This window comes from Rhizobium leguminosarum (assembly GCF_019798305.1).
GTDB lineage: Bacteria > Pseudomonadota > Alphaproteobacteria > Rhizobiales > Rhizobiaceae > Rhizobium > Rhizobium leguminosarum_U.
This window is the reverse complement of the sequence record NZ_JAAXDD010000001.1, coordinates 599,641-618,227: the sequence shown is the minus strand read 5'-3', so window position 1 is coordinate 618,227 and position 18,587 is coordinate 599,641. Positions and strand designations below refer to the sequence as shown.

Here is an 18,587-nt window from a genome sequence, read left to right as displayed (position 1 = left end):
AGATGGCTCCTTCGTTTCGGTGCCGCGGAATGATCCGCGGCGCGCAACCAAGCTCAGCCCTCTAAACCAAGGCTCGCCAGCAGGCGGCCGACATAAGCTTCCAAGCCGCCGACCATATCGAAGCGGGTGGGATCGCGCAGCCAGAGCATCTGAAGGCCATCCATCACGGCGATCAGTTCAGCCGCCATCGCCTTGCCATTAATCTTGCCGTCGATCGAGCCATCGGCGACGGCCAGTTCGAAGGTGGCGGCGATGTCGTTCTGCAGCTGGGTGGCACGATCGAGAAACCATGCCTTGGCGGGGTGATCCTTCATAAGGCTCTCGGCATTCAGGATGGCGAACGCCCTGAGAACCTCGATCATTTCGGCGTTGCGGCGGAAGACCTCGACCATGCCCTTGAGCAGCCCGCGGAGATCGGAGCGGTAGGGCCCGATGAAGCTTTCACATTCGAGATCGCGCCTGTCCAGAATGGCAAGCAGGAGATCGACCTTGGTCGGGAAATGGTGCAGCAGGCCGGGCAGCGACAGGCCGACGTCGCGAGCCACATCGCCGATGGCAGCATTCTGGTAGCCGTCTTCGGCAAAGCGTCGCATCGCAGCCGACAGGATCTCCGCGCGGCGCGCTTCGCCCTTGCGAGATCGGCGCCATCGCTTTTCGTCCTGTCCGGTCTTCGATTCGAGAAATTCTGCCATCGCCTCTTCCACCTCCTCTTTCTCGCGCCCTCCATCCATACATCACGGTTCGGCAGTTGACATCTTAAAAATACCGAGTAATCGGTAGGTTTAACAACTGCGTGGCGCGTGGAGACGTTGGCGTCACCGGAATTGGCACCTGGCATGCTCGGCCAGCGCTTCGCAATGCCGAATTCAATTGAAGGAGAGGTTTGCATGATCGATTCCATTCTCGAGAAGATGACGCTCGAAGAGCAGGTCTCGCTGCTATCCGGCGCCGATTTCTGGACGACCGTTCCCGTCGAACGTCTTGATGTGCCGAAGATCAAGGTGACGGACGGGCCGAATGGGGCTCGCGGCGCGGGTTCGCTGGTCGGCGGCGTCAAGGCGACCTGCTTTCCTGTCGCCATCGCGCTCGGCGCCACCTGGAATCCAGATCTCGTCGAGCGCATGGGCGTGGCGCTTGCCCACCAGGCGAAGAGCAAGGGTGCCGCCGTGCTGCTCGCGCCCACGGTGAATATCCATCGTTCCGGTCTCAACGGGCGAAATTTCGAATGTTATTCCGAGGATCCGATGCTGACCGCGGAACTCGCGGTTGCCTATATCAAGGGCGTACAGAGCCAGGGGATCGCCGCAACCATCAAGCACTTCGCCGGCAACGAATCCGAGATCGAGCGGCAGACGATGTCTTCCGATATCGACGAGCGGACGCTGCGTGAAATCTACCTTCCGCCCTTCGAACAGGCTGTCAGGCGCGCCGGCGTGATGGCCGTCATGTCCTCCTATAACCGCCTCAACGGCACCTACACCAGCGAGCATCAGTGGCTGCTGACCAAGGTGCTGCGCGAGGAATGGGGATTCGACGGCATCGTCATGTCCGACTGGTTCGGTTCGCATTCGACGGCCGAGACGATCAATGCCGGTCTCGATCTCGAGATGCCTGGCCCGGCGCGCAATCGCGGCGAGAAGCTGGTCGCGGCCGTGCGCGAAGGCAGGGTGGAAGCCGCAACGGTGCGGGCGGCGGCGCGACGCATCCTGCTTCTGCTAGAGCGGGTCGTCGCGTTCGAGAAGAGGCCCGACCTCACGGAGCAGGCGGTCGACCTGCCGGAAGACCGGGCGCTGATCCGGCGTCTCGGCGCGGAAGGCGCAGTCCTTTTGAAGAACGACGGCATCCTGCCACTTGCCAAGACGTCGCTCGACCGGATCGCCGTCATCGGACCAAACGCTGCGAGCGCGCGCGTCATGGGCGGTGGCAGCGCGCAGATCGCGGCGCATTACACAGTCAGCCCGTTCGAAGGCATTCGAGCCGCCCTTTCCAATGCCAACAGCATCAGCCACGCCGTCGGCTGCCGCCATAACCGTCTGATCGAGGTGGCCGAGGGAAAGATCACCGTCGAATATTTCAAGGGACGCGGCTGCCGGGGTAATCCGCTCCATGTCGAGACCGTCGACAAGGGCGAGTTCTTCTGGTTCGAGCTGCCATCAGGCGAACTCGACCCCACCGATTTCTCGGCGCGGATGACGATGCAATTCGCGCCGGAAGAGAGCGGCGATCATGTCTTCGGCATGACCAATGCCGGACTGGCGCGGCTCTTCGTCGATGGCAGGCTCACAGTCGACGGCCATGACGGCTGGACACGCGGCGAGAACTATTTCGGCACGGCCAATAATGAACAGCGCGGCAAGGTGGCGCTCGATGCGGGCAAGACCTATACCGTCACCGTCGAATACGACACGCCGGTGGCGACCGGGGAGGGGATCAACCTCACGGCCATTCGCTTCGGCGTCGAAAGGCCCTTGGGCGAGGCCGATATGCAGGAAGCCGTCGAGACGGCGCTGAATGCCGATGTGGCGCTGCTCTTCGTCGGCCGCGACGGCGAATGGGATACCGAGGGCTTGGACCTGCCCGACATGCGGCTTCCCGGCCGGCAGGAGGAACTGATCGAGCGTGTTGCGGCCGTCAACGCCAACACCGTGGTCGTGCTGCAGACCGGTGGCCCGGTGGAAATGCCCTGGCTCGGCAAGGTTCGCGCCGTGCTGCAGATCTGGTATCCCGGACAGGAGCTGGGCAATGCCGTCGCCGATGTCCTGTTCGGCGATGTCGAGCCCGGCGGACGCTTGCCGCAGACATTCCCGAAGGCGCTTGCCGACAATTCCGCAATAACAGACGATCCAGCCGTCTATCCGGGTAAGCACGGGCATGTGCGTTACGCCGAAGGCGTGTTCGTTGGCTACCGTCACCACGATACACACGCTGTCGAGCCGCTCTTCCCCTTCGGTTTCGGCCTTGGCTATACGCGCTTCAGCTGGGGCGAGCCGCGGCTCTCAGCCAGCGAAATGGGTGCCGAAGGCGTGACTGTCAGAGTCGATCTGACCAATATCGGCGACCGGGCCGGGTCGGAACTGGTCCAGCTCTATGTGCGCCCGCCAAAATCCAAGGTGGAGCGGCCGGACAAGGAACTGCGCGCCTTTTCAAAGCTTTCGCTGCTGCCCGGTGAAACAGGGACAGCCGTGATGAAGATCCTGCCGCGTGATCTCGCTTATTTCGACGTTGAGGCCGGCGCCTTCCGCACTGAGCCCGGCGACTACCAACTGGTCGTGGCGGCCAATGCCGCGGATATCAGGTTCGTCATCGATCTGCCGTCGCTACCCGCCTATCTGCTGCCGACTTCGCAGTAGGCCGTAGTCGCACACCGGATAGTCCGCCATGTCATCGTCGCGGTCGCTTTCGATCGACAAGGGGCGCGTTCGATAAGGCGATAGGAGCGCGACTATCGCTCCACCAGAGTTCAACGAGCTCGGATATGGCTCGTCATCCAAGGACGAGAGCGTCGGAGCCCTTTCCCGACATGGCCTGCCGTACCACCTCCGCTATCCAGAGCTTTGAGCGCGGTAATGATATCGGCATAACGAACCGGAGACGGCACGCCAGGCGGCTTCCGCAGTTGCGGAACGGACTCTACCGCATAGAGATCCGAAGCCCACGACGCCAGGATCGCTCTCTTCTCCTGCGCAGAGATGTCGGCGGCGAGAACCTCGTTCGGAGAGGTGAAATGGAGATTGGGATGAAGAATGTGCGAGGCGGAGATCGCCTCGATGACGCCATCCGGAGTGGTCGTGCTGATGCTTTTGCTGGTCATGAACTTCTCCCAAAAATTCCCACACAAGCGAAGAACATCTTCAGGCACCATTCGATTTAGGTGAAGGAAAACAGCGTTCAAGAGGCTTGCGGTCTGCCTGAAGCCTCGACCAAAAATTTTTTTAGATGTCCTCTTGAATCGAAAAATGCTCGAAACCAGATCATTGTCGTCGACAGCGCAAAGGCGGGTCGACCAGACCGGGGACGCGTTTCCGACGCGTCTCCATTCCATGTTGCTTTACGGAGGATATGGCTATGAGAAACGAACTTGACTTCGCACCCCTTTACCGGTCCAGCATCGGCTTCGACCGGGTCTTCAACCTCTTGAACAATGCGCAGCGGCTGCAGGCGATCGAGACCTGGCCACCCTATGACATCGTCAAGACGAGCGAAGACGACTATCGGATCCAGATGGCAGTCGCCGGTTTCGCCGAGGCCGATCTCGAGATCACCCAGGAGCGGAACGTGCTTGTGGTGAAAGGCCAGAAGGCCGAAGGGAAGGATGGCGAATATCTGCATCGCGGCATTGCCGGGCGCGCGTTTGAACGTCGCTTCGAACTCGCGGACCACGTCAGGGTCGAGAATGCCTCGCTGACGAACGGTATTCTCTCGATCGCGCTGAAGCGTGAGGTGCCGGAAGCTATGAAGCCGCGCAAAATCGCCATTGGAGACGGCTCCTTTCAGCAGGCGCCTCTTCAGATCGAAGCCGAGCGCCAGGTGGCTTAATGAGGGCTTCTCGATGAAGTCCCGAAAAAAGCCGTTCACGGTCGAAATCAGGAAACGCCGCGGGGCAGGTGCAAAGGACGCGGGAAAGCGTGTGTTCTCGAAGCTTCTTGACAAGCTCCGCTCCGGAGCCTCTGTTCCGGTAGCGCGATCCTGAATTGAGTTGGATGCAGGAGGGCCGGCTTGGTGGCCGGCCCTTAGTCTGGCGGTCCTACGCGGCGTCGTTTTGCCGCGAACTTCGTGGCTTCTCCTGTTGCACGATGGGCGCGAAGAGATCAGACGGCGTCGGGCTGCTTGCGGAGGTTGGAGACGACGCGCCGGTTCTGCACTTTGCAGGACCGCTCCGTGCAGTCGCGGACTTCGCGTTCGTTCCCGTAACCCTTGGCCCACATCCGCTTTGCGTCCACGCCCTTTGAGATCAGATAAGCCATTGCCACGTCGGCACGCTTCTGCGACAGCGTCTCCATGTTGGACGCGGACCCTGAATCGTCGGCGAATCCTTGTAGCTTGAGCATCCAGGAGGGGTTGTTGTTGAGCCAGTTGGCTTGGTTGTCCAAGGTCGCCATGGCGACGGAATCGAGCTTGGCGGAGTCCTGTGTAAAATAAATCCGTCGGCCGACATTCAGGATAAAATCTTGCTCGCTGCCAGCCGCGACGTTTTCGAAACCAGGCGCCGGATCGTTCGTTTGCCCGGTCATTGGCACCGCCGCAGGTTCTTCCAGCGAGGCGAGTTCGGTGGTGGAGCAGGCGGCAAGCGCCAATAGCATTGTCGCGGCGAGAAGGCGCCTGGTAAATCCGGTCGCAATAGACATCAAGGGGACATTCCTTATTCGACCGTGGTTGTCTGGCTGACCTGGGCGGCAGTTTCAGCCTGATCGGCAATATGCGGTAGAACCTGCACCGCGGTGCCAATGGGGCAACGCTGGTAAAGATCGATGGCGTCTTCGTTAAACATACGGATACAGCCGCTGGAGGCATCCTTGCCGATACTCCACGGCTCCAGCGTGCCGTGGAAGCGATAGCCGGTATCGACGCCGTCGCGATGCAGGTACATGGCGCGGGGACCGAGTGGATTTTTCGGTGAGCCTCCCGCCACGAATTCGGGCAGTTCCGGATGGCGTTTGCGCATCTCCGGCGGCGGCGTCCAGCGCGGCCACAGCGATTTATCGTCGATCGTAGCGCGGCCAAACCATTTGAAGCCCTCGCGGCCGACGCCGACGCCGTAGCGGATGGCCGTCTTGTTCTCCATGATCACGTAGAGAAAATGGTGCCTCGTATCGACGACAACAGTGCCGATCGGTTCGCTGCTGAAATATTTGACGACTTGGCGGTGCCACTGTCTGTCGATCTTGGCGAAGTTGGTCCTTCGGAACGTCACGCCATTATCGACGGTAGTGCCGTCGAAATAGGAAGACGCCGCGGCAAATGCCGGTTTCCGGACTGCACCGGCACCAAGTAACGCCAATCCACCCAGCACAATATTTCTGCGAGTCCACGGCATCGGCAATATCCCCCCTTAAAGCCAAGCAGCGAAGCGTCAGTAAATCAGATTTTTCATTTGCCACAACAGAAAAATCATCTCCGCCCCGAAGGCGGAGATCGGTTCACGAGCCTCCTGTGTCTGGTATTGCCCCATCGTTACTCTGGAATGCCGCGGCGCCTCGTATTGGAGGGCCGGGGATTCATCTCCTCTCGAGACCGGCACTCGCTTCTGCAACCGCCTGTGAGCCGATGCTCCTCACCACCCGCGGGAGTTTCGATTCTTGTGCCGATAGCTCCACAACATCACAAAGCATCTCTCGCGCAACGCCAGGGACCACATGATGGGGCAAATGCCCGACACCTTCCAGCAATCTGACGATCGGCCCCGGATGCTTCCTGCGAAGCCAATCAATATGCCAGTTCGGTGAAATCACGCGGTCCGCCATCCCGAAGAGAACGTGCAGGGGAAGATCGCCAGGCAGATCCGGAAGGCGCTCCATGTCTCGGTTGAAGGCGCGCAACTCATCGGCCATCGTGCGGATGGTAACGGGATTGACCACGTGAGAGGCCGGCAGGTCCGAGAGATGAGAAGGCAGGGGATTGGGAAAAGAGGACGACCTCAGGCCCCGATCGAGAAAAAACGCGGGCCACCGGCCGATGACGTGCTGGCGGATCAACGGCCCGACCACCGGAGCGACCGCCGATCTAAGCACAATCAACGGCTTCGATGGCACAGGCGCGCAACATGGGGAAATCAGAAAAAGTCCCCTGACGAGGTCTGGTCTTCTTGCAGCGAGGTGTAACGCCGCTGCGCTGCCGATCGAATGAGCGACGATCCTCACCTCCGGCAGGTCAAGGGACGCGAGAAGGCGTTCAAGCCAGAAGGACTGTCCCTCAGGTCCACGCTCAGCCGGTGCAGGCGGCGTGCTCAGTCCATAGCCAGGCCGGTCGGGAGCAATGATCCGGAAATCGCTGTTGTCGAAGGGAAGCAAAATTTCCTGCGCAAGGCTGCCGCAGCCATGCAGGAGGAGGACTGGAATGCCATGTGAGTTGCCACCGTCAAGGATGTGAACATCCTGATCTTCGACGTGAATTGTTGTTCCGAGTGTCGGCTGGCCTGGCTTCACTAACATGAGCCGCATAACTAAAATCGGAAGAAGAAGTTCCGGCCGGTTGCGGGACGGCGCCTGCGGCATCGAGCCGTTAGAGTAGGATGGAAGGGAGGCCCCGCGCTGCCGCCTTATCTGTGCTACCATCATCGCGGTCTCGAAGCGGAAAGATCGAATGCTCCTTCAGCGTGTCAGTTTCTATGTGCTTCTCGTCCTCGTGACCATTGCGTTCGTCGCCGTCGTGCTACCGTTCTATTCGGCGATATTCTGGGCAGTCGTCCTCGCTATCATCTTCTTCCCGCTTCACGCCCGTATGGAGGCTCGGCTGGGTGGGCGGGGAAACCTCGCTGCAGCGCTCTCTGTGTTGATCTGTCTCTGTGTCGTTATCATTCCCGGGCTGATCGTCCTCAGTTCACTCGTCCAGCAGGGCAACCATCTCTATCAACGTATGGACAGCGGCGAGATCGACGTCCGGAGCTTCATTCATAATCTGCAGGAAGCATTGCCCTTGTTCCTCCGCGACTGGCTCCGGAGCATCGAGCTGAACGGCGTCGATACGTTTCAGGACCGCGTTTCCTCGGCATTGATGCAGGGCGGCGGTTTTTTTGCCGGACGCGCCTTGAGCCTCGGTCAGAATACGCTGCGGTTCTTCGTCACCTTCGGCGTGATGCTCTATCTCCTGTTCTTCATGTTCCGGGATGGGCGCGCCATTGCCCGCGCCATCAGAAGAGCGCTGCCTCTCAGCGATGCTCATACACTTCGCTTCACCTCCAAATTCACTTCGGTCGTTCGCGCGACCGTGCGAGGCAATATTATCATCGCCATCATCCAGGGTTCGATCGGCGGGATCGCCTTCTGGGCCCTCGGCGTCGAGCCGGCTCTTCTGTGGGGCGTACTGATGAGCTTTCTTTCGCTGCTGCCTGCAGTCGGCGCCGCATTGATCTGGGTGCCCACGGCCATTTACCTGGCCCTGGCCGGCTTTTGGGTGAAGGCGATTGTGCTGGTTGCGGTCGGCGCCCTCGTCATCGGTCTTGTCGATAATCTTCTGAGGCCATCCTTGGTCGGCAGGGAGACCAAGCTTCCCGACTATGTCGTCCTCATTTCCACCATTGGCGGCATTTCTCTCGTAGGCATAAATGGTTTCGTGATCGGGCCGTTGATAGCCGCTCTCTTCATCGCCGCTTGGGGAATTTTCGTCGAGGAGGAGGGCACGTCGGATTCCTGACGAAGCGGCCGGTGCATTTAACGATTGCTTCCGGAACTTTCATCTCCCTGAGTGGTTCAACAGATTCGAACCATCATCATGGAGGTGAAGCCATGAGCGCTTCGGGTGTCGCCGTCTTCGATAAGACGCTTCAAACCACAAATATATGGCTCGACGATCTGATGGCCGACCAGGGACCTGATCGGCAGCTTGCCTGGCATGTGCTTGGCGCGGTTCTTCATACGTTGAGAGATCGTCTGCCGATCGATCTGGCTGCGCATCTGTCGGCACAGCTGCCACTCCTTGTGCGCGGCGCCTATTACGACCGCTACGATCCCTCCAAACAACCCGTCCGATCACGTTCCCTGGATGAGTTCCTGGAGCAGGTGAACGACGAGCTTTCATCGACGCGTCCGGTAGACGCGAAGGAGGCCGTGCGATCGGTTTTCCGGGTGCTTTCCCACTATATAGATCCGGGCGAGGTGCGGAAAGTCCGCCACGGACTGCCGGCAGAAGTCCAGGCGCTCTGGCCGGATCCGGATATGCGCCATTAGGGCCTCGAGAGTGGCAGGAGCCGCAACCACATCGTTTCGGAAACGACTCGCACCGGAACATTCGACGTCCATTAGCCGTAAAAGACAGGAGGAAAGACCATGAAAGTGTCAGAGATCATGTCGCGCGATGTAGAAATCGCCAACCCTAATCAGACGATAGCCGAAATCGCGAGGTGCATGGCCGACAGGCAGATCGGCTTCCTGCCGGTCGGCGACAACGATCGGCTCGTCGGAACCATCACCGACCGCGATCTCGTCGTGCGCGGGCTTGCCGACGGACTAGGGGGCGATGCAAAGGTGCGCGAAGTCATGACGCGCGATGTCAAATATTGTTTCGAAGACGACGATGTCGACGACTTGACCCGCAATATGGGGCAGGTGCAGGTCCGCCGCCTTCCCGTCGTCAATCGTGACAAACGCCTAACAGGCGTCATTTCGCTCGGCGATGCGTCCCTGGCGAACACCGCCGCCGCGGGAGCCGGATTGAAGAAAGTTTCCCGTCCGGGCGGGGCTCATGCACATTAGAACAGGGATGATTTAGGCCTGAAGCAATCAGCGATCCTATCGTTTGAGATCATTCATCGTTGAGGTGGCAAGCTGACAGGTGCCCCGGTGCAATTTCCTTTTTCACCGGCACTTCCATATGACAGCGGTCCATCGCAAGCGGGCATCGCGGATGGAAGTGGCAGCCTTTCGGTGGGTTTATCGGGCTGGGGAGTTCGCCATCCACGGCCTTGAACTGTCGCTTGCCGGGTTCGATGCGCGGCACCTCGGCCAAGAGCGCTTTCGTGTAGGGATGATTTGGCCGCCTGAAAACCTCCTCGACGGGCGCCTCTTCGACGATGCGGCCGAGATACATGATCGCAACGCGGTCGGAAATATGTTCCACGACGCCGAGATCATGGCTGACGAACAAATAGGTCAGGTCGAGCTTGTCACGAAGTTCCATGAACAGGTTGATCACCTGGGCCTGGATGGAAACGTCGAGTGCGGCGACGCTTTCGTCACAGACGAGGAATTTCGGCTGCACGGCAAGCGCGCGCGCAATATTGACGCGCTGCCGCTGGCCACCGGAAAACTGGTGCGGGTATCGCTTTTTCATGGCCGGGTCGAAACCGGCCAGCATCAAATATCTGTCGACATAGACGTCGCGTTCCGTCGAGCGGGCTAGCCCATGTGTTCGAGGCGCCTCCCAGATAAGCTCCTCGACGGTCATGCGCGGATTGAGAGCCGCCATCGGATTCTGGAAAATCATCTGGCTGGCGAGACCGAACTGATGCTGCTCGCCTTTCGACATGGCGCTTCGGTCCATTCCCTTCCAGAGAATGTGGCCCTGGCTCGGCGAGGTGATCCCTGCAATGGCGCGGCCGAGCGTCGACTTCCCGCAGCCGCTTTCACCGACGAGGCCGACAACCTCTCCGGGCCGAATGCTGAGGCTGACATTATCAAGCGCGTGAACGACAGGCGCCGGTTTGGCCAGTTTGAGCTTGAGCGCGATCTTGGCGGCGAGATCGGGCTTGGCCCCGAAGCGCTGCGACACGTTCCTCGCTTCGATCAGGGGCGCGGCGGTCGCCGTCATCATGCTACCTCTTTCGTTACGGGATGAATGCAGCGGAAGGAGCGATCGCCTTCCGGCATGAGCGCCGGCATGACCAGACAGCCGTCGGTTGCCCGATCACAGCGCGTACGAAAACTGCATCCCTGTGGGAGCCGGTTGATGGCCGGCGTCATGCCGCGGATCTGGTGAAGGGGTTCTCCGCGTCTGTTTTGCGAAGGCACCGACGCGATCAGACCGGCGGTGTAGGGATGGTGAGGATCGGTCAGAACCTTGCCCACCGGTCCGGTCTCAACGAGACGGCCGGCATACATGACGGCGATCTCGTCGGCCAATCTTGAAACGATCGCCAGATCGTGGGTGATCCAGATCACCGCCGTATTTCCCTCTTCGGTAAGTTTCTGGAATTCGAAGATGATCTGGCTCTGGATCGTCACATCCAGCGCCGTTGTCGGTTCATCGGCGATGATGAGGTCCGGCCTGTGGAGAAGCGCGATGGCAATTGCCACACGCTGGCGCATTCCGCCGGAAAACTGATGCGGATAGGCGGCAAGCCTTTCTTCAGGGCTTGGTATTCCGACCAGTGCCAAAGCATCCCGCGCCCGCTGCCGGGCAGCATCCTTCGAGACCCGCTCGTGTGCCTGGACGGCTTCCACCATCTGAGTTCCGACCGTCAGGACCGGATTGAGCGTCATCATCGGATCCTGGAATACCATGGCGATCCGCTTGCCGCGCAGCTGCCGCATCTCTTCGTCCGAATATTTCGCGATGTCGGCGCCGTCGAAGATGATCCGGCCGCCGGCAACCCGGCCGGGCTTATCGAGGAGCCGCATGATCGAGAAACCGGTCACCGACTTTCCGGATCCGGATTCGCCCACAAGACCAAGGACCTTGCCGCGCTCTACCGTGAACGACACATCATTGACGGCGCAAAGGCTTGGGCGACCCCTGCCGTCGCCGAATTCGGTGACGAGATTGCTCACTTGCAGCAATGGGGTCATGACATGTTCCTCGGGTTGAGGACATCGCGCAACCGGTCGCCGACGAGATTGATCGCCGCGATCGTGACCAGAAGTGCAATGCCGGGGAAGAAGCTGATCCAGTAAAGGCCCGTCAGAAGATACTGGTAGCCCGTCGAGATCAGCATGCCGAGCGAGGGCTCGGTTACGGATGCACCGAGACCGAGGAAGGACAAGGTTGCTTCGAGGCCAATTGCCCTGGCGATCTGCATGGTGGCGATGACGATGACCGGCGCAAGACAGTTCGGCAGCAGGTGCCTGAAGAGGATGCGCCATCCGGGCAGGCGCAGCATCCGGGCCGCCTCGATATACTCCTTCTCGCGCTCGACCAGAGCGGTGCCGCGGACCGTGCGGGCATAGGTCGCCCACTCGGCGATGATCAGTGCGATCACGACGTTGGGCACGCCCTTGCCGAGCACGGCGAGCATCATCAGCGCCATCAATATGGTCGGAAACGAGAGCTGCAGGTCGACGAGCCGCATCATCGCGGTTTCCGTGCGCCCTCCCATGTAAGCCGCGAACAATCCGGCTGAGGTTCCGATGATGGCAGCGGCGAAAGCCGACAGAACGCCCACCAATAACGAGGTGCGCAGCCCATAGAGGATACCGGACAGGATATCGCGGCCCTGGCTGTCGGTACCGAGGTAATAGACGAGCCCGTTCATGGATTCGGACCCCGGCGGCAGCCGTCCATCCATGATGTCGAGCTGCATCAAATCATAGGGGTCTTGCGGAGAGATCCATGGCGCAAACAGCGCCAGGCAGCAGATGATCACCAGCGTGAGGAAGGCGATCGCAGCTGCCGGAGAGCTGAAGAAATCCGCGATCCCTTTCGACAGACGACCGGGTTCGGGCGTTGGAGCGCTGGTGTCTTGCGTTTGTGGTTCGGCCATGGGGTCAAGCCTTTCCTTCCAGCCGGACCCGCGGATCCAGAAGGGTATAACAGATATCGATGATGAAGTTGAGGACGACGAAGAGCAGCACCATCATCATCAGATAGGCGACGATGACGGGGCGATCGAGAAGGTTGATCGAGTCGATGATGAGCTTGCCCATGCCCGGCCACGCAAAGATGCTTTCGGTGACGACCGAAAAGGCGATCAGTGAGCCGAACTCGAGACCAATGATGGTCACCACCGGGATCATCAGGTTCTTGAGAACGTGCACGGAAATGATCCGCCGCTCTCGCAATCCCTTGGCGCGGGCAAACTTCACATAGTCCTGGGGAAGGACCTCCTGCACACCGGCGCGGGTCAGCCGAAGAATGAGCGACGTCTTGAACAGAGCCAGGTTGAAGGCGGGCAATAAGAGGTGCCTGATGCCGTCTGCGGTCAGAAACGACCATTGTACGCCAAGCAGTTCTTGCGTCGGGCCGCGGCCATTCGTCGGCAACCAGCCGAGCTCGACGGAAAATACCATGATCAGCATGAGACCGACCCAGAAGGTCGGAAGCGAGAAGCCCAGGATTGAGCCGCTCATGATGAGCTTGGCGGAGATCCGATTGGGGTAGAGCCCTGCATACAGCCCAAGCGGAAGACCGAACAGCAGCGCGATGCCGAGAGCCGTGATCGCCAGTTCGAGTGTCGCTGGGAGGCGTTCAAGGATCAGACCCAGCGCCGGCCGCCCATAGACGAAGCTGTTGCCGAAATCCCCGTGCAGAAGTCCTTGGAGAAACAGCAGATATTGTTTCCACAGCGGCTGATCCAAGCCGTAATGCGCGATAACGAGTGCCCGCTCCGCCTGGTTGGCGTCCGGGTTGATGAGGATGTCGACCGGGTTGCCGATCACATTGACGCCGATGAAGACAATGATCGTCATCGCGACAACGACGAACAGCGCCTGTATCAACCGCCTGATAATGGATGTGACCATTGAACCTCTCCCTACAGCACCGCGCGCCTTTTCGAGAGCCGCAAAGGACGCTGTAACATTTTTGAATCTAGGCGACGGAGATCGCCATCCCGTCGCGCTGCGGATCGGCCGCGCCTTTCGAGATGCCGCCGTCAATCTTGATCGCATGGACTGCGGCGAACGCGTATGTCTGCGGCGACCGCGCCACCGGGTAACCCTGTGCCCGCAGCTCGTCTTCGACAGAGTGGCGAATGCGATTGCAGATGTCGATCGTGTTTGACACCCCTACGATCCTCGGCGCCGAGACGGCTTCGAGCACGGACATGTCGAAATCGATCATGTTCATCAGGCATTGCGCAACGGCCGGCGCGATATAGCTGCCGCCTGGAGCTCCGATGACGATGCTGGGCTCATCGCCCTTGAAGACGATCGTCGGCGCCGCCGAGCTGGGACGCCGCTTGCCGGGCGCGATGGAGCCGGGCTTGCCCGGAAGCGGATTAAAGCGGCTCATCGTGCCATTATACATGAAGCCGAGGCCATCGGTGATCGCGCCCGACGGACTGCCGAGGGTATGGGTCATCGCGACGGCATTGCCGTCCTTGTCGATCACCGAGATATGCGTGGTGTCGCGTTGCGACCCATCAAGGCGCGATACACTGGCGATCTCACCCGCCTTGATCGCGCCGGCATGCGCCTTTGCATGCTCTTTCGACAGCAGCTTTTCATAAGGCACGTCGACATAGGCGGGATCGCCCATATGCGCGTCCTTGTCGATCGTCATTCGCTTCATCGCTTCAAACAAGATGCGGACATGTTCGGCGCTGCCATGCTGCAGCGAGCCGACATCGAACTGCTCCATGATATGCAGGAGTTCCAGCATCGGGAAGCCCGAGCCTGGCGGAGGCGAGGTGGCGATGCGGTTGTCGCGGTACTCGCCCCAAACCGGCTCTACCTTCGACAATTCGTAACGCGCCAGATCCTCCCGATCGATCAAGCCGCCATTTGCCTTGAAATCGTCGGCGATCTGTTCGGCCAGTTCGCCGTGATAGAAGATGTCCGAGCCGCCGCTTCGCGCGATGCGTTCGAGGGTCTGTGCCATGTCCTTGTTGACGAGCAGGTCGCCGACATTCTTGAGCGTGCCGTCGTCGTGGAAATAGGTTCTCCGGCCCGTTTCGGAAAAGCGCAGCTTGTCGAGCGTGTTGGCAAAACCGTCATTCGACTGGTCCTTGGCCCAATACCAGTGCATGTGGTTTCGGGTCATGAAACCGTTACGGGCCAGGCGGATGGCCGGCTTGACGAGATCGGCCCAATCGAATGTGCCGTAGTCGCGCAGCGCGGTCTCATAGCCCTTTAGCGAGCCGGGGGTGCAGACAGCAAGGTAGCCGATATCGGAAATATTGCCTTCAAGCACATAGCCGAAGCCGTCGCGGCTCTGGTGCTTGATCTTGTCGAGCCACATGTCCGGCGCGGCCTTCAACGGAGCGCGCGCATAAAATTCGAGGATCTCGTGCACGCCCTTTTTCGGCATGTAGACATGCATGGAGCCGAAGCCGCCGATGCCGGCCATCTGCGGGTCGACCACGCCCTGGACGAAAGCACAGGCGAGTGCTGCGTCGATGGCATTGCCGCCGCGTTCGAGAACTTCCGCGCCGGCTTCGACTGCCTCCGGCTGAGGCGCCACGATCGTTGCATTTCTCATTTCGCGCGCCGCTCCTCGAGCACCTTTGCCAGGAAGGCCTTGACGTGACCGAGAACTTTCATCCGGTCGTGAGAGACGCCCGGAACACGATCGAACGTCACGTCGACACCCGCTTTGCGGAATGAGCTCGCCAGGGCAGCAAGGCGTTCGGGCCGCGTTTTGCCGGCGTCGTTTGCGCCATCCATATAATATTTGCCGCCCGGCTTGTGGGTGATTTCCCAGGTCTCCAGATCGGCGTCGCCGACGATCATATGCACCGGCACCTTGGCGAGATCTTCGGGCCGGAAGGCCTTGCCGAAGCGCGCCTCCAGATCCCGAATGCCGACCCACCAGTCACGCGTCGGATCCAGAAGGGTGACGGAACCAGGTGCGCCGATCGATGCCGCCCAGAGCTTTTCCGGATGCAGGATGGTGAAACGGTGCACGAAATGCCCGCCGCCGGAGAAGCCGAACATGGCGAATTTGGACCAGTCCTGGCGGTATTTGTCGGCCATCTCCGCGACCATGGCCAGGACGACCTGATCATAGCGGATGTCGCCTTCCTTAAGGAACTTGTAGCCGGAACGAGCCCCATCGCCGAGAACGCCAACCGGGAAGATCGGGCAAAGGATGGCACAGTCGTTGTAGAGCCCGAATTCGGCAAAACCGTCGCGGAAGTCGATGGCTGACGTGCGCCCGGTGCCGTGGACCGCGACCACGAGGTCGAGCTTGCGGCCGTCTGCCGCCGTCGGCGGCACATAAAGCACCATATGGAGGCGGGGGTCGATCTGAGAGGCGAAGATGGCCGTCTGGCCATAGTCATAGGTGGCCTTCGCCCGGGCGACGGCTTCGCCCGTTCCAAGTTCCTGCATGAATGTCTCCTGGGAGATGAAGAAAGGGACGGCCCTGGTGCGGCCCCATGCTGCTGTTTTAAACCGCGCCGCATCGATTGGATCGATGCGACGCACTTCAAATCTTTATTTGTCCCAAAACCGCTGTACGCTTTTGGACGACATGCATCAGTCCGCCGGCTTCACGTCGTAAGCGAGCGTATATTTGTCACCGCGCGGGGTGTAGGACACGGTCTTCTTTGCACCCAGCACGACGTTTTCGTAATGCATTGGGAGGAGCCAGAGGTTGTTGAAGGTCTCGGTCGACAGCTCCTCGAGAAGGGGCGCGCGTCCGGCTTCATCGAGCGTCGAACTCGCCTTGGCCAGTACCTCGTCGATCTTCGGATCGGACACGCCGCCGCCGTTATATCTGCCGGTCCCCTTTTTCTCGTCGCGCGTCGCGACCAGCGCGACAGTCGGATTGGTGGTTTCGCCGGTGTTCACACCCCAGGAGCCGAAATAGGTGCTGTAGGTGCCCTTTGAATAGGCTTCCGAATACATCGACCAGGGCAGGACCTCGACTTTCGATTTGATCCCGATGCGTGTGAACATCTGGCCGACCGCCTGCAGAACTTCGGCATCCTTGACGTAACGGCCAGAGGGACCATGCAGGGTCAGGCTGAAGCCATCGGGATAACCGGCCTTGGCCAGAAGCGCCTTGGCGGCGGCGGGATCATAACCCACCTTCTCGACTTTTTCGGAATAGCCCGCATAGCCTTGGGTGACGAATTGGTCGGCCACCGTGCCGTTCTTCTGCATGACGCGGTCGACGATTGCCGGCCGGTTGATCGACATCAGCATTGCCCGACGCACCCGTTCATCCTTGAGCGGGTTCTTGTCGAGATCGGAACCATCCGCAGCCTTCACGAAAGGCGAAACATCGCGGCTGACATCGAGGCCAAGATAAACGAAGCGGGAAGACAGGCCGTTGATGACTTGCAGATTATCGCTCGCTTCCACGCGTGCCATTCCATCGGCAGGAAGGGTTTCGACAATGTCGATCTCGTTAGAAAGAAGCGATGCCAGACGGGCGCCGTCATCGGGCAGGAAGCGGAGCGTGACGTTCGACCAGTGCGAGGGGCCAGCGAAATAGCTGTCATTGCGCTTCAAGGTCAGGTTGCTGCCTGGCGAATAGGAGACGAAGGAATAGGCCCCGGTTCCGATTGCACACTTGCCGTTGTCGAAATCCTTGACCGGCGCCTCCTTGCAACCGGCGCTGATAATGCGAATTCGGCTGACGGAATTCAGCAGGATCGGATCCGGAACCTTCGTCTCGACGACGATGGTATAGGGATCCGTGGCCGTGACATTGACAATATTGCGGGTGTAGGAAGCAAAGCTCTGGCTGGGCTTGTCGCGGGCACGCAGAAGCGAAGCGATGACGTCATCGGCGTTGAACTCGCTGCCGTCATGGAATTTCACGCCCTTCCGCAGCTTGAATTCCCAGTGGGTCGGGTCGACGACCTTCCATTCGGTGGCGAGTTCCGGCGCGTTTGCCGACGTTCCGGTGAGGTTTATGAGGCTGTCCCAGATATGGCGCGAGGTCGCATTGTTTGGCGCCGAACTGTCTTCATGAGGATCCAGCGTCGTCGGCGTCGTCGACATCCCGATCGTCAGCGGAGTTTCCTGTGCGGCGACCATTGCAGGAATAGCAATCGTTCCGAGCAGCCCGATCGCTGCCCGCGTCAATATTTTTGCGGCCATTTCTTCCATCCCGGTTTAGCGTTTTTGGGCCGACCTTGCTTGGTCGGTACGAGCAGGTTCCCGTCCACTCTTGACACAAATTGGTAAGGGGGCCTCAAGGGGGCTGTCAAACGGAAAACAAGCGCGTTACGATAGGCGTAACCCGAAACTATGCCATTCCTTCAGCTTTGGTCGCGGAGAAAATTCTGGTCCCATGGACAAAAGACAACCATCAAAAAGCAATATCGTGCAATCTGTTGATGTCTGCATCGAGGTATTGCTGAATGTCGCCAAAAACCCGGATATCAGACTGACTGAGGTGGCGCAGGACCTCGGGGAAACCAAGCCGAGAATTTTGCGCATGTTACGCACACTGGAACGGCGCGGCCTGGTGCGGAAGAGCGATACAGGCACTTACCGGCTGGGGACGACTGCGATCATTCTCGGGACCGCTGCCTCGACACAGGTTGATCTGGTGCGAATAGCCAATCCTATCCTTGAAGAAGTCGGCCAGAAGGCGAACGAAACGACCCAGCTCAGGATCATCGACAATGGGGAATCACTGTGTATTGCAAAGTTCGAACCGATGCGCGACTTGCGGGTGCAGGCGATGATCGGTCGAAGACGGCCGCTCACGGCCGGCTCGTACAAGGTGCTTCTCGCCTATCTCCAGCCCCAGGTGCAGTTGCAGATGATCCCCGAGACTTTGCCGCGGCTGACCAAGCGCACGATCACGGATCGCGGCAAGTTGGTTGCTGAATTGGATAAAATCCGCCGTCAGGGATTTTGTGTGAGTTACGGTGAAGTGAGCGATCAACTCGTCTCCGTCTCGGTGCCGGTTCTGGCATTCGACGGATCCGTGATCGCCGCGGTGAATGTCGGCGCCCCGGCCTTCCGCACGCAAAAGAGCGATGTCGACCGCTTCATCGTTCTGCTGAAGGAGGCCTCTAGCAAGATATCGGTCCGGCTGGGATGGTAGCGGGTTTTCGGCGTGCCATATCGGATCTTGTCACGAGGTCTTCGGTTCGA

18 protein-coding genes are annotated in these 18,587 nt (G+C 59.8%); 6 read left to right on the top strand and 12 right to left on the bottom strand.

All coding sequences use genetic code 11. From position 1 onward, the window contains the following. Window positions 1-53 precede the first annotated feature (53 nt). On the bottom strand, window positions 54-692 hold the full coding sequence (locus HFO99_RS02845) for a TetR/AcrR family transcriptional regulator (protein ID WP_222359097.1): 639 nt from the start codon (window positions 690-692) through the stop codon (window positions 54-56). A gap of 195 nt (window positions 693-887) precedes the next feature. Here HFO99_RS02845 and HFO99_RS02840 point away from each other — a divergent pair, with 195 nt between their 5' ends. Further along, window positions 888-3,350 (top strand): beta-glucosidase, encoded by a 2,463-nt coding sequence (locus HFO99_RS02840; protein ID WP_222359095.1) that lies wholly within the window; start codon window positions 888-890, stop codon window positions 3,348-3,350. 110 nt (window positions 3,351-3,460) lie between these two features. Here HFO99_RS02840 and HFO99_RS02835 read toward each other — a convergent pair whose 3' ends face one another. Then, the gene (locus HFO99_RS02835) at window positions 3,461-3,811 is read right to left on the bottom strand and encodes a hypothetical protein (RefSeq protein ID WP_222359093.1); all 351 of its coding nucleotides are present in this window, start codon (window positions 3,809-3,811) and stop codon (window positions 3,461-3,463) included. Between the two features lie 254 nt (window positions 3,812-4,065). Between HFO99_RS02835 and HFO99_RS02830 the strand changes: the two genes are divergently transcribed. Further along, window positions 4,066-4,536, top strand: coding sequence for an Hsp20 family protein (locus tag HFO99_RS02830; RefSeq protein WP_025396923.1), 471 nt, complete (start codon window positions 4,066-4,068; stop codon window positions 4,534-4,536). Between the two features lie 272 nt (window positions 4,537-4,808). Here HFO99_RS02830 and HFO99_RS02825 read toward each other — a convergent pair whose 3' ends face one another. The 3 genes from HFO99_RS02825 to HFO99_RS02815 form a co-directional block, all read right to left on the bottom strand. Further along, a complete protein-coding gene (locus HFO99_RS02825; protein WP_222359091.1) occupies window positions 4,809-5,345 on the bottom strand; it encodes an OmpA family protein in 537 nt (178 codons plus the stop codon). A 14-nt stretch (window positions 5,346-5,359) separates the two neighbouring features. Further along, window positions 5,360-6,034 carry a L,D-transpeptidase gene (locus tag HFO99_RS02820; protein ID WP_222332230.1) on the bottom strand — a complete coding sequence of 225 codons (675 nt, stop codon included), beginning with the start codon at window positions 6,032-6,034 and terminating at the stop codon, window positions 5,360-5,362. A 181-nt stretch (window positions 6,035-6,215) separates the two neighbouring features. Beyond that, window positions 6,216-7,274 carry an alpha/beta fold hydrolase gene (locus HFO99_RS02815; RefSeq protein WP_261322956.1) on the bottom strand — a complete coding sequence of 353 codons (1,059 nt, stop codon included), beginning with the start codon at window positions 7,272-7,274 and terminating at the stop codon, window positions 6,216-6,218. A 25-nt stretch (window positions 7,275-7,299) separates the two neighbouring features. On the opposite strand from HFO99_RS02815, the gene HFO99_RS02810 reads away from it, so the two are divergent. The 3 genes from HFO99_RS02810 to HFO99_RS02800 all read left to right on the top strand — a co-directional run bounded on the left by HFO99_RS02810 (window position 7,300) and on the right by HFO99_RS02800 (window position 9,407). Further along, a complete protein-coding gene (locus HFO99_RS02810) occupies window positions 7,300-8,349 on the top strand; it encodes an AI-2E family transporter (protein ID WP_222359089.1) in 1,050 nt (349 codons plus the stop codon). A 92-nt stretch (window positions 8,350-8,441) separates the two neighbouring features. Further along, on the top strand, window positions 8,442-8,882 hold the full coding sequence (locus tag HFO99_RS02805) for a DUF2267 domain-containing protein (protein ID WP_064250491.1): 441 nt from the start codon (window positions 8,442-8,444) through the stop codon (window positions 8,880-8,882). A gap of 99 nt (window positions 8,883-8,981) precedes the next feature. Further along, window positions 8,982-9,407, top strand: coding sequence for a CBS domain-containing protein (locus HFO99_RS02800; RefSeq protein WP_222359087.1), 426 nt, complete (start codon window positions 8,982-8,984; stop codon window positions 9,405-9,407). Between the two features lie 49 nt (window positions 9,408-9,456). On the opposite strand, the gene HFO99_RS02795 is transcribed toward HFO99_RS02800, so the two are convergent. The 7 genes from HFO99_RS02795 to HFO99_RS02765 all read right to left on the bottom strand — a co-directional run bounded on the left by HFO99_RS02795 (window position 9,457) and on the right by HFO99_RS02765 (window position 17,579). Beyond that, entirely contained in the window at window positions 9,457-10,461 is a 1,005-nt protein-coding gene (locus HFO99_RS02795; protein WP_222359084.1) for an ABC transporter ATP-binding protein, read from the bottom strand. Beyond that, window positions 10,461-11,438, bottom strand: coding sequence for an ABC transporter ATP-binding protein (locus tag HFO99_RS02790; protein ID WP_222359083.1), 978 nt, complete (start codon window positions 11,436-11,438; stop codon window positions 10,461-10,463). Before HFO99_RS02790 ends, HFO99_RS02795 begins: the two co-directional genes overlap by 1 nt. After that, window positions 11,435-12,349, bottom strand: coding sequence for an ABC transporter permease (locus HFO99_RS02785; protein WP_222359081.1), 915 nt, complete (start codon window positions 12,347-12,349; stop codon window positions 11,435-11,437). Before HFO99_RS02785 ends, HFO99_RS02790 begins: the two co-directional genes overlap by 4 nt. A gap of 4 nt (window positions 12,350-12,353) precedes the next feature. Then, window positions 12,354-13,328, bottom strand: coding sequence for an ABC transporter permease (locus HFO99_RS02780; RefSeq protein WP_222359079.1), 975 nt, complete (start codon window positions 13,326-13,328; stop codon window positions 12,354-12,356). A gap of 67 nt (window positions 13,329-13,395) precedes the next feature. Next, window positions 13,396-15,006 (bottom strand): gamma-glutamyltransferase, encoded by a 1,611-nt coding sequence (ggt, locus tag HFO99_RS02775; RefSeq protein WP_222359077.1) that lies wholly within the window; start codon window positions 15,004-15,006, stop codon window positions 13,396-13,398. Continuing rightward, entirely contained in the window at window positions 15,003-15,857 is an 855-nt protein-coding gene (locus HFO99_RS02770) for an alpha/beta hydrolase (protein ID WP_222359075.1), read from the bottom strand. The genes ggt and HFO99_RS02770 overlap by 4 nt, the downstream gene beginning before the upstream one ends. 147 nt (window positions 15,858-16,004) lie before the next feature. After that, window positions 16,005-17,579, bottom strand: a complete 1,575-nt coding sequence (locus HFO99_RS02765; protein ID WP_222359073.1) for an ABC transporter substrate-binding protein — start codon at window positions 17,577-17,579, stop codon at window positions 16,005-16,007. A gap of 193 nt (window positions 17,580-17,772) precedes the next feature. On the opposite strand from HFO99_RS02765, the gene HFO99_RS02760 reads away from it, so the two are divergent. Beyond that, window positions 17,773-18,537: an IclR family transcriptional regulator gene (locus HFO99_RS02760; protein ID WP_222359071.1), complete on the top strand. Its 765-nt coding sequence runs from the start codon at window positions 17,773-17,775 to the stop codon at window positions 18,535-18,537. The last annotated feature ends 50 nt before the right edge of the window (window positions 18,538-18,587 follow it).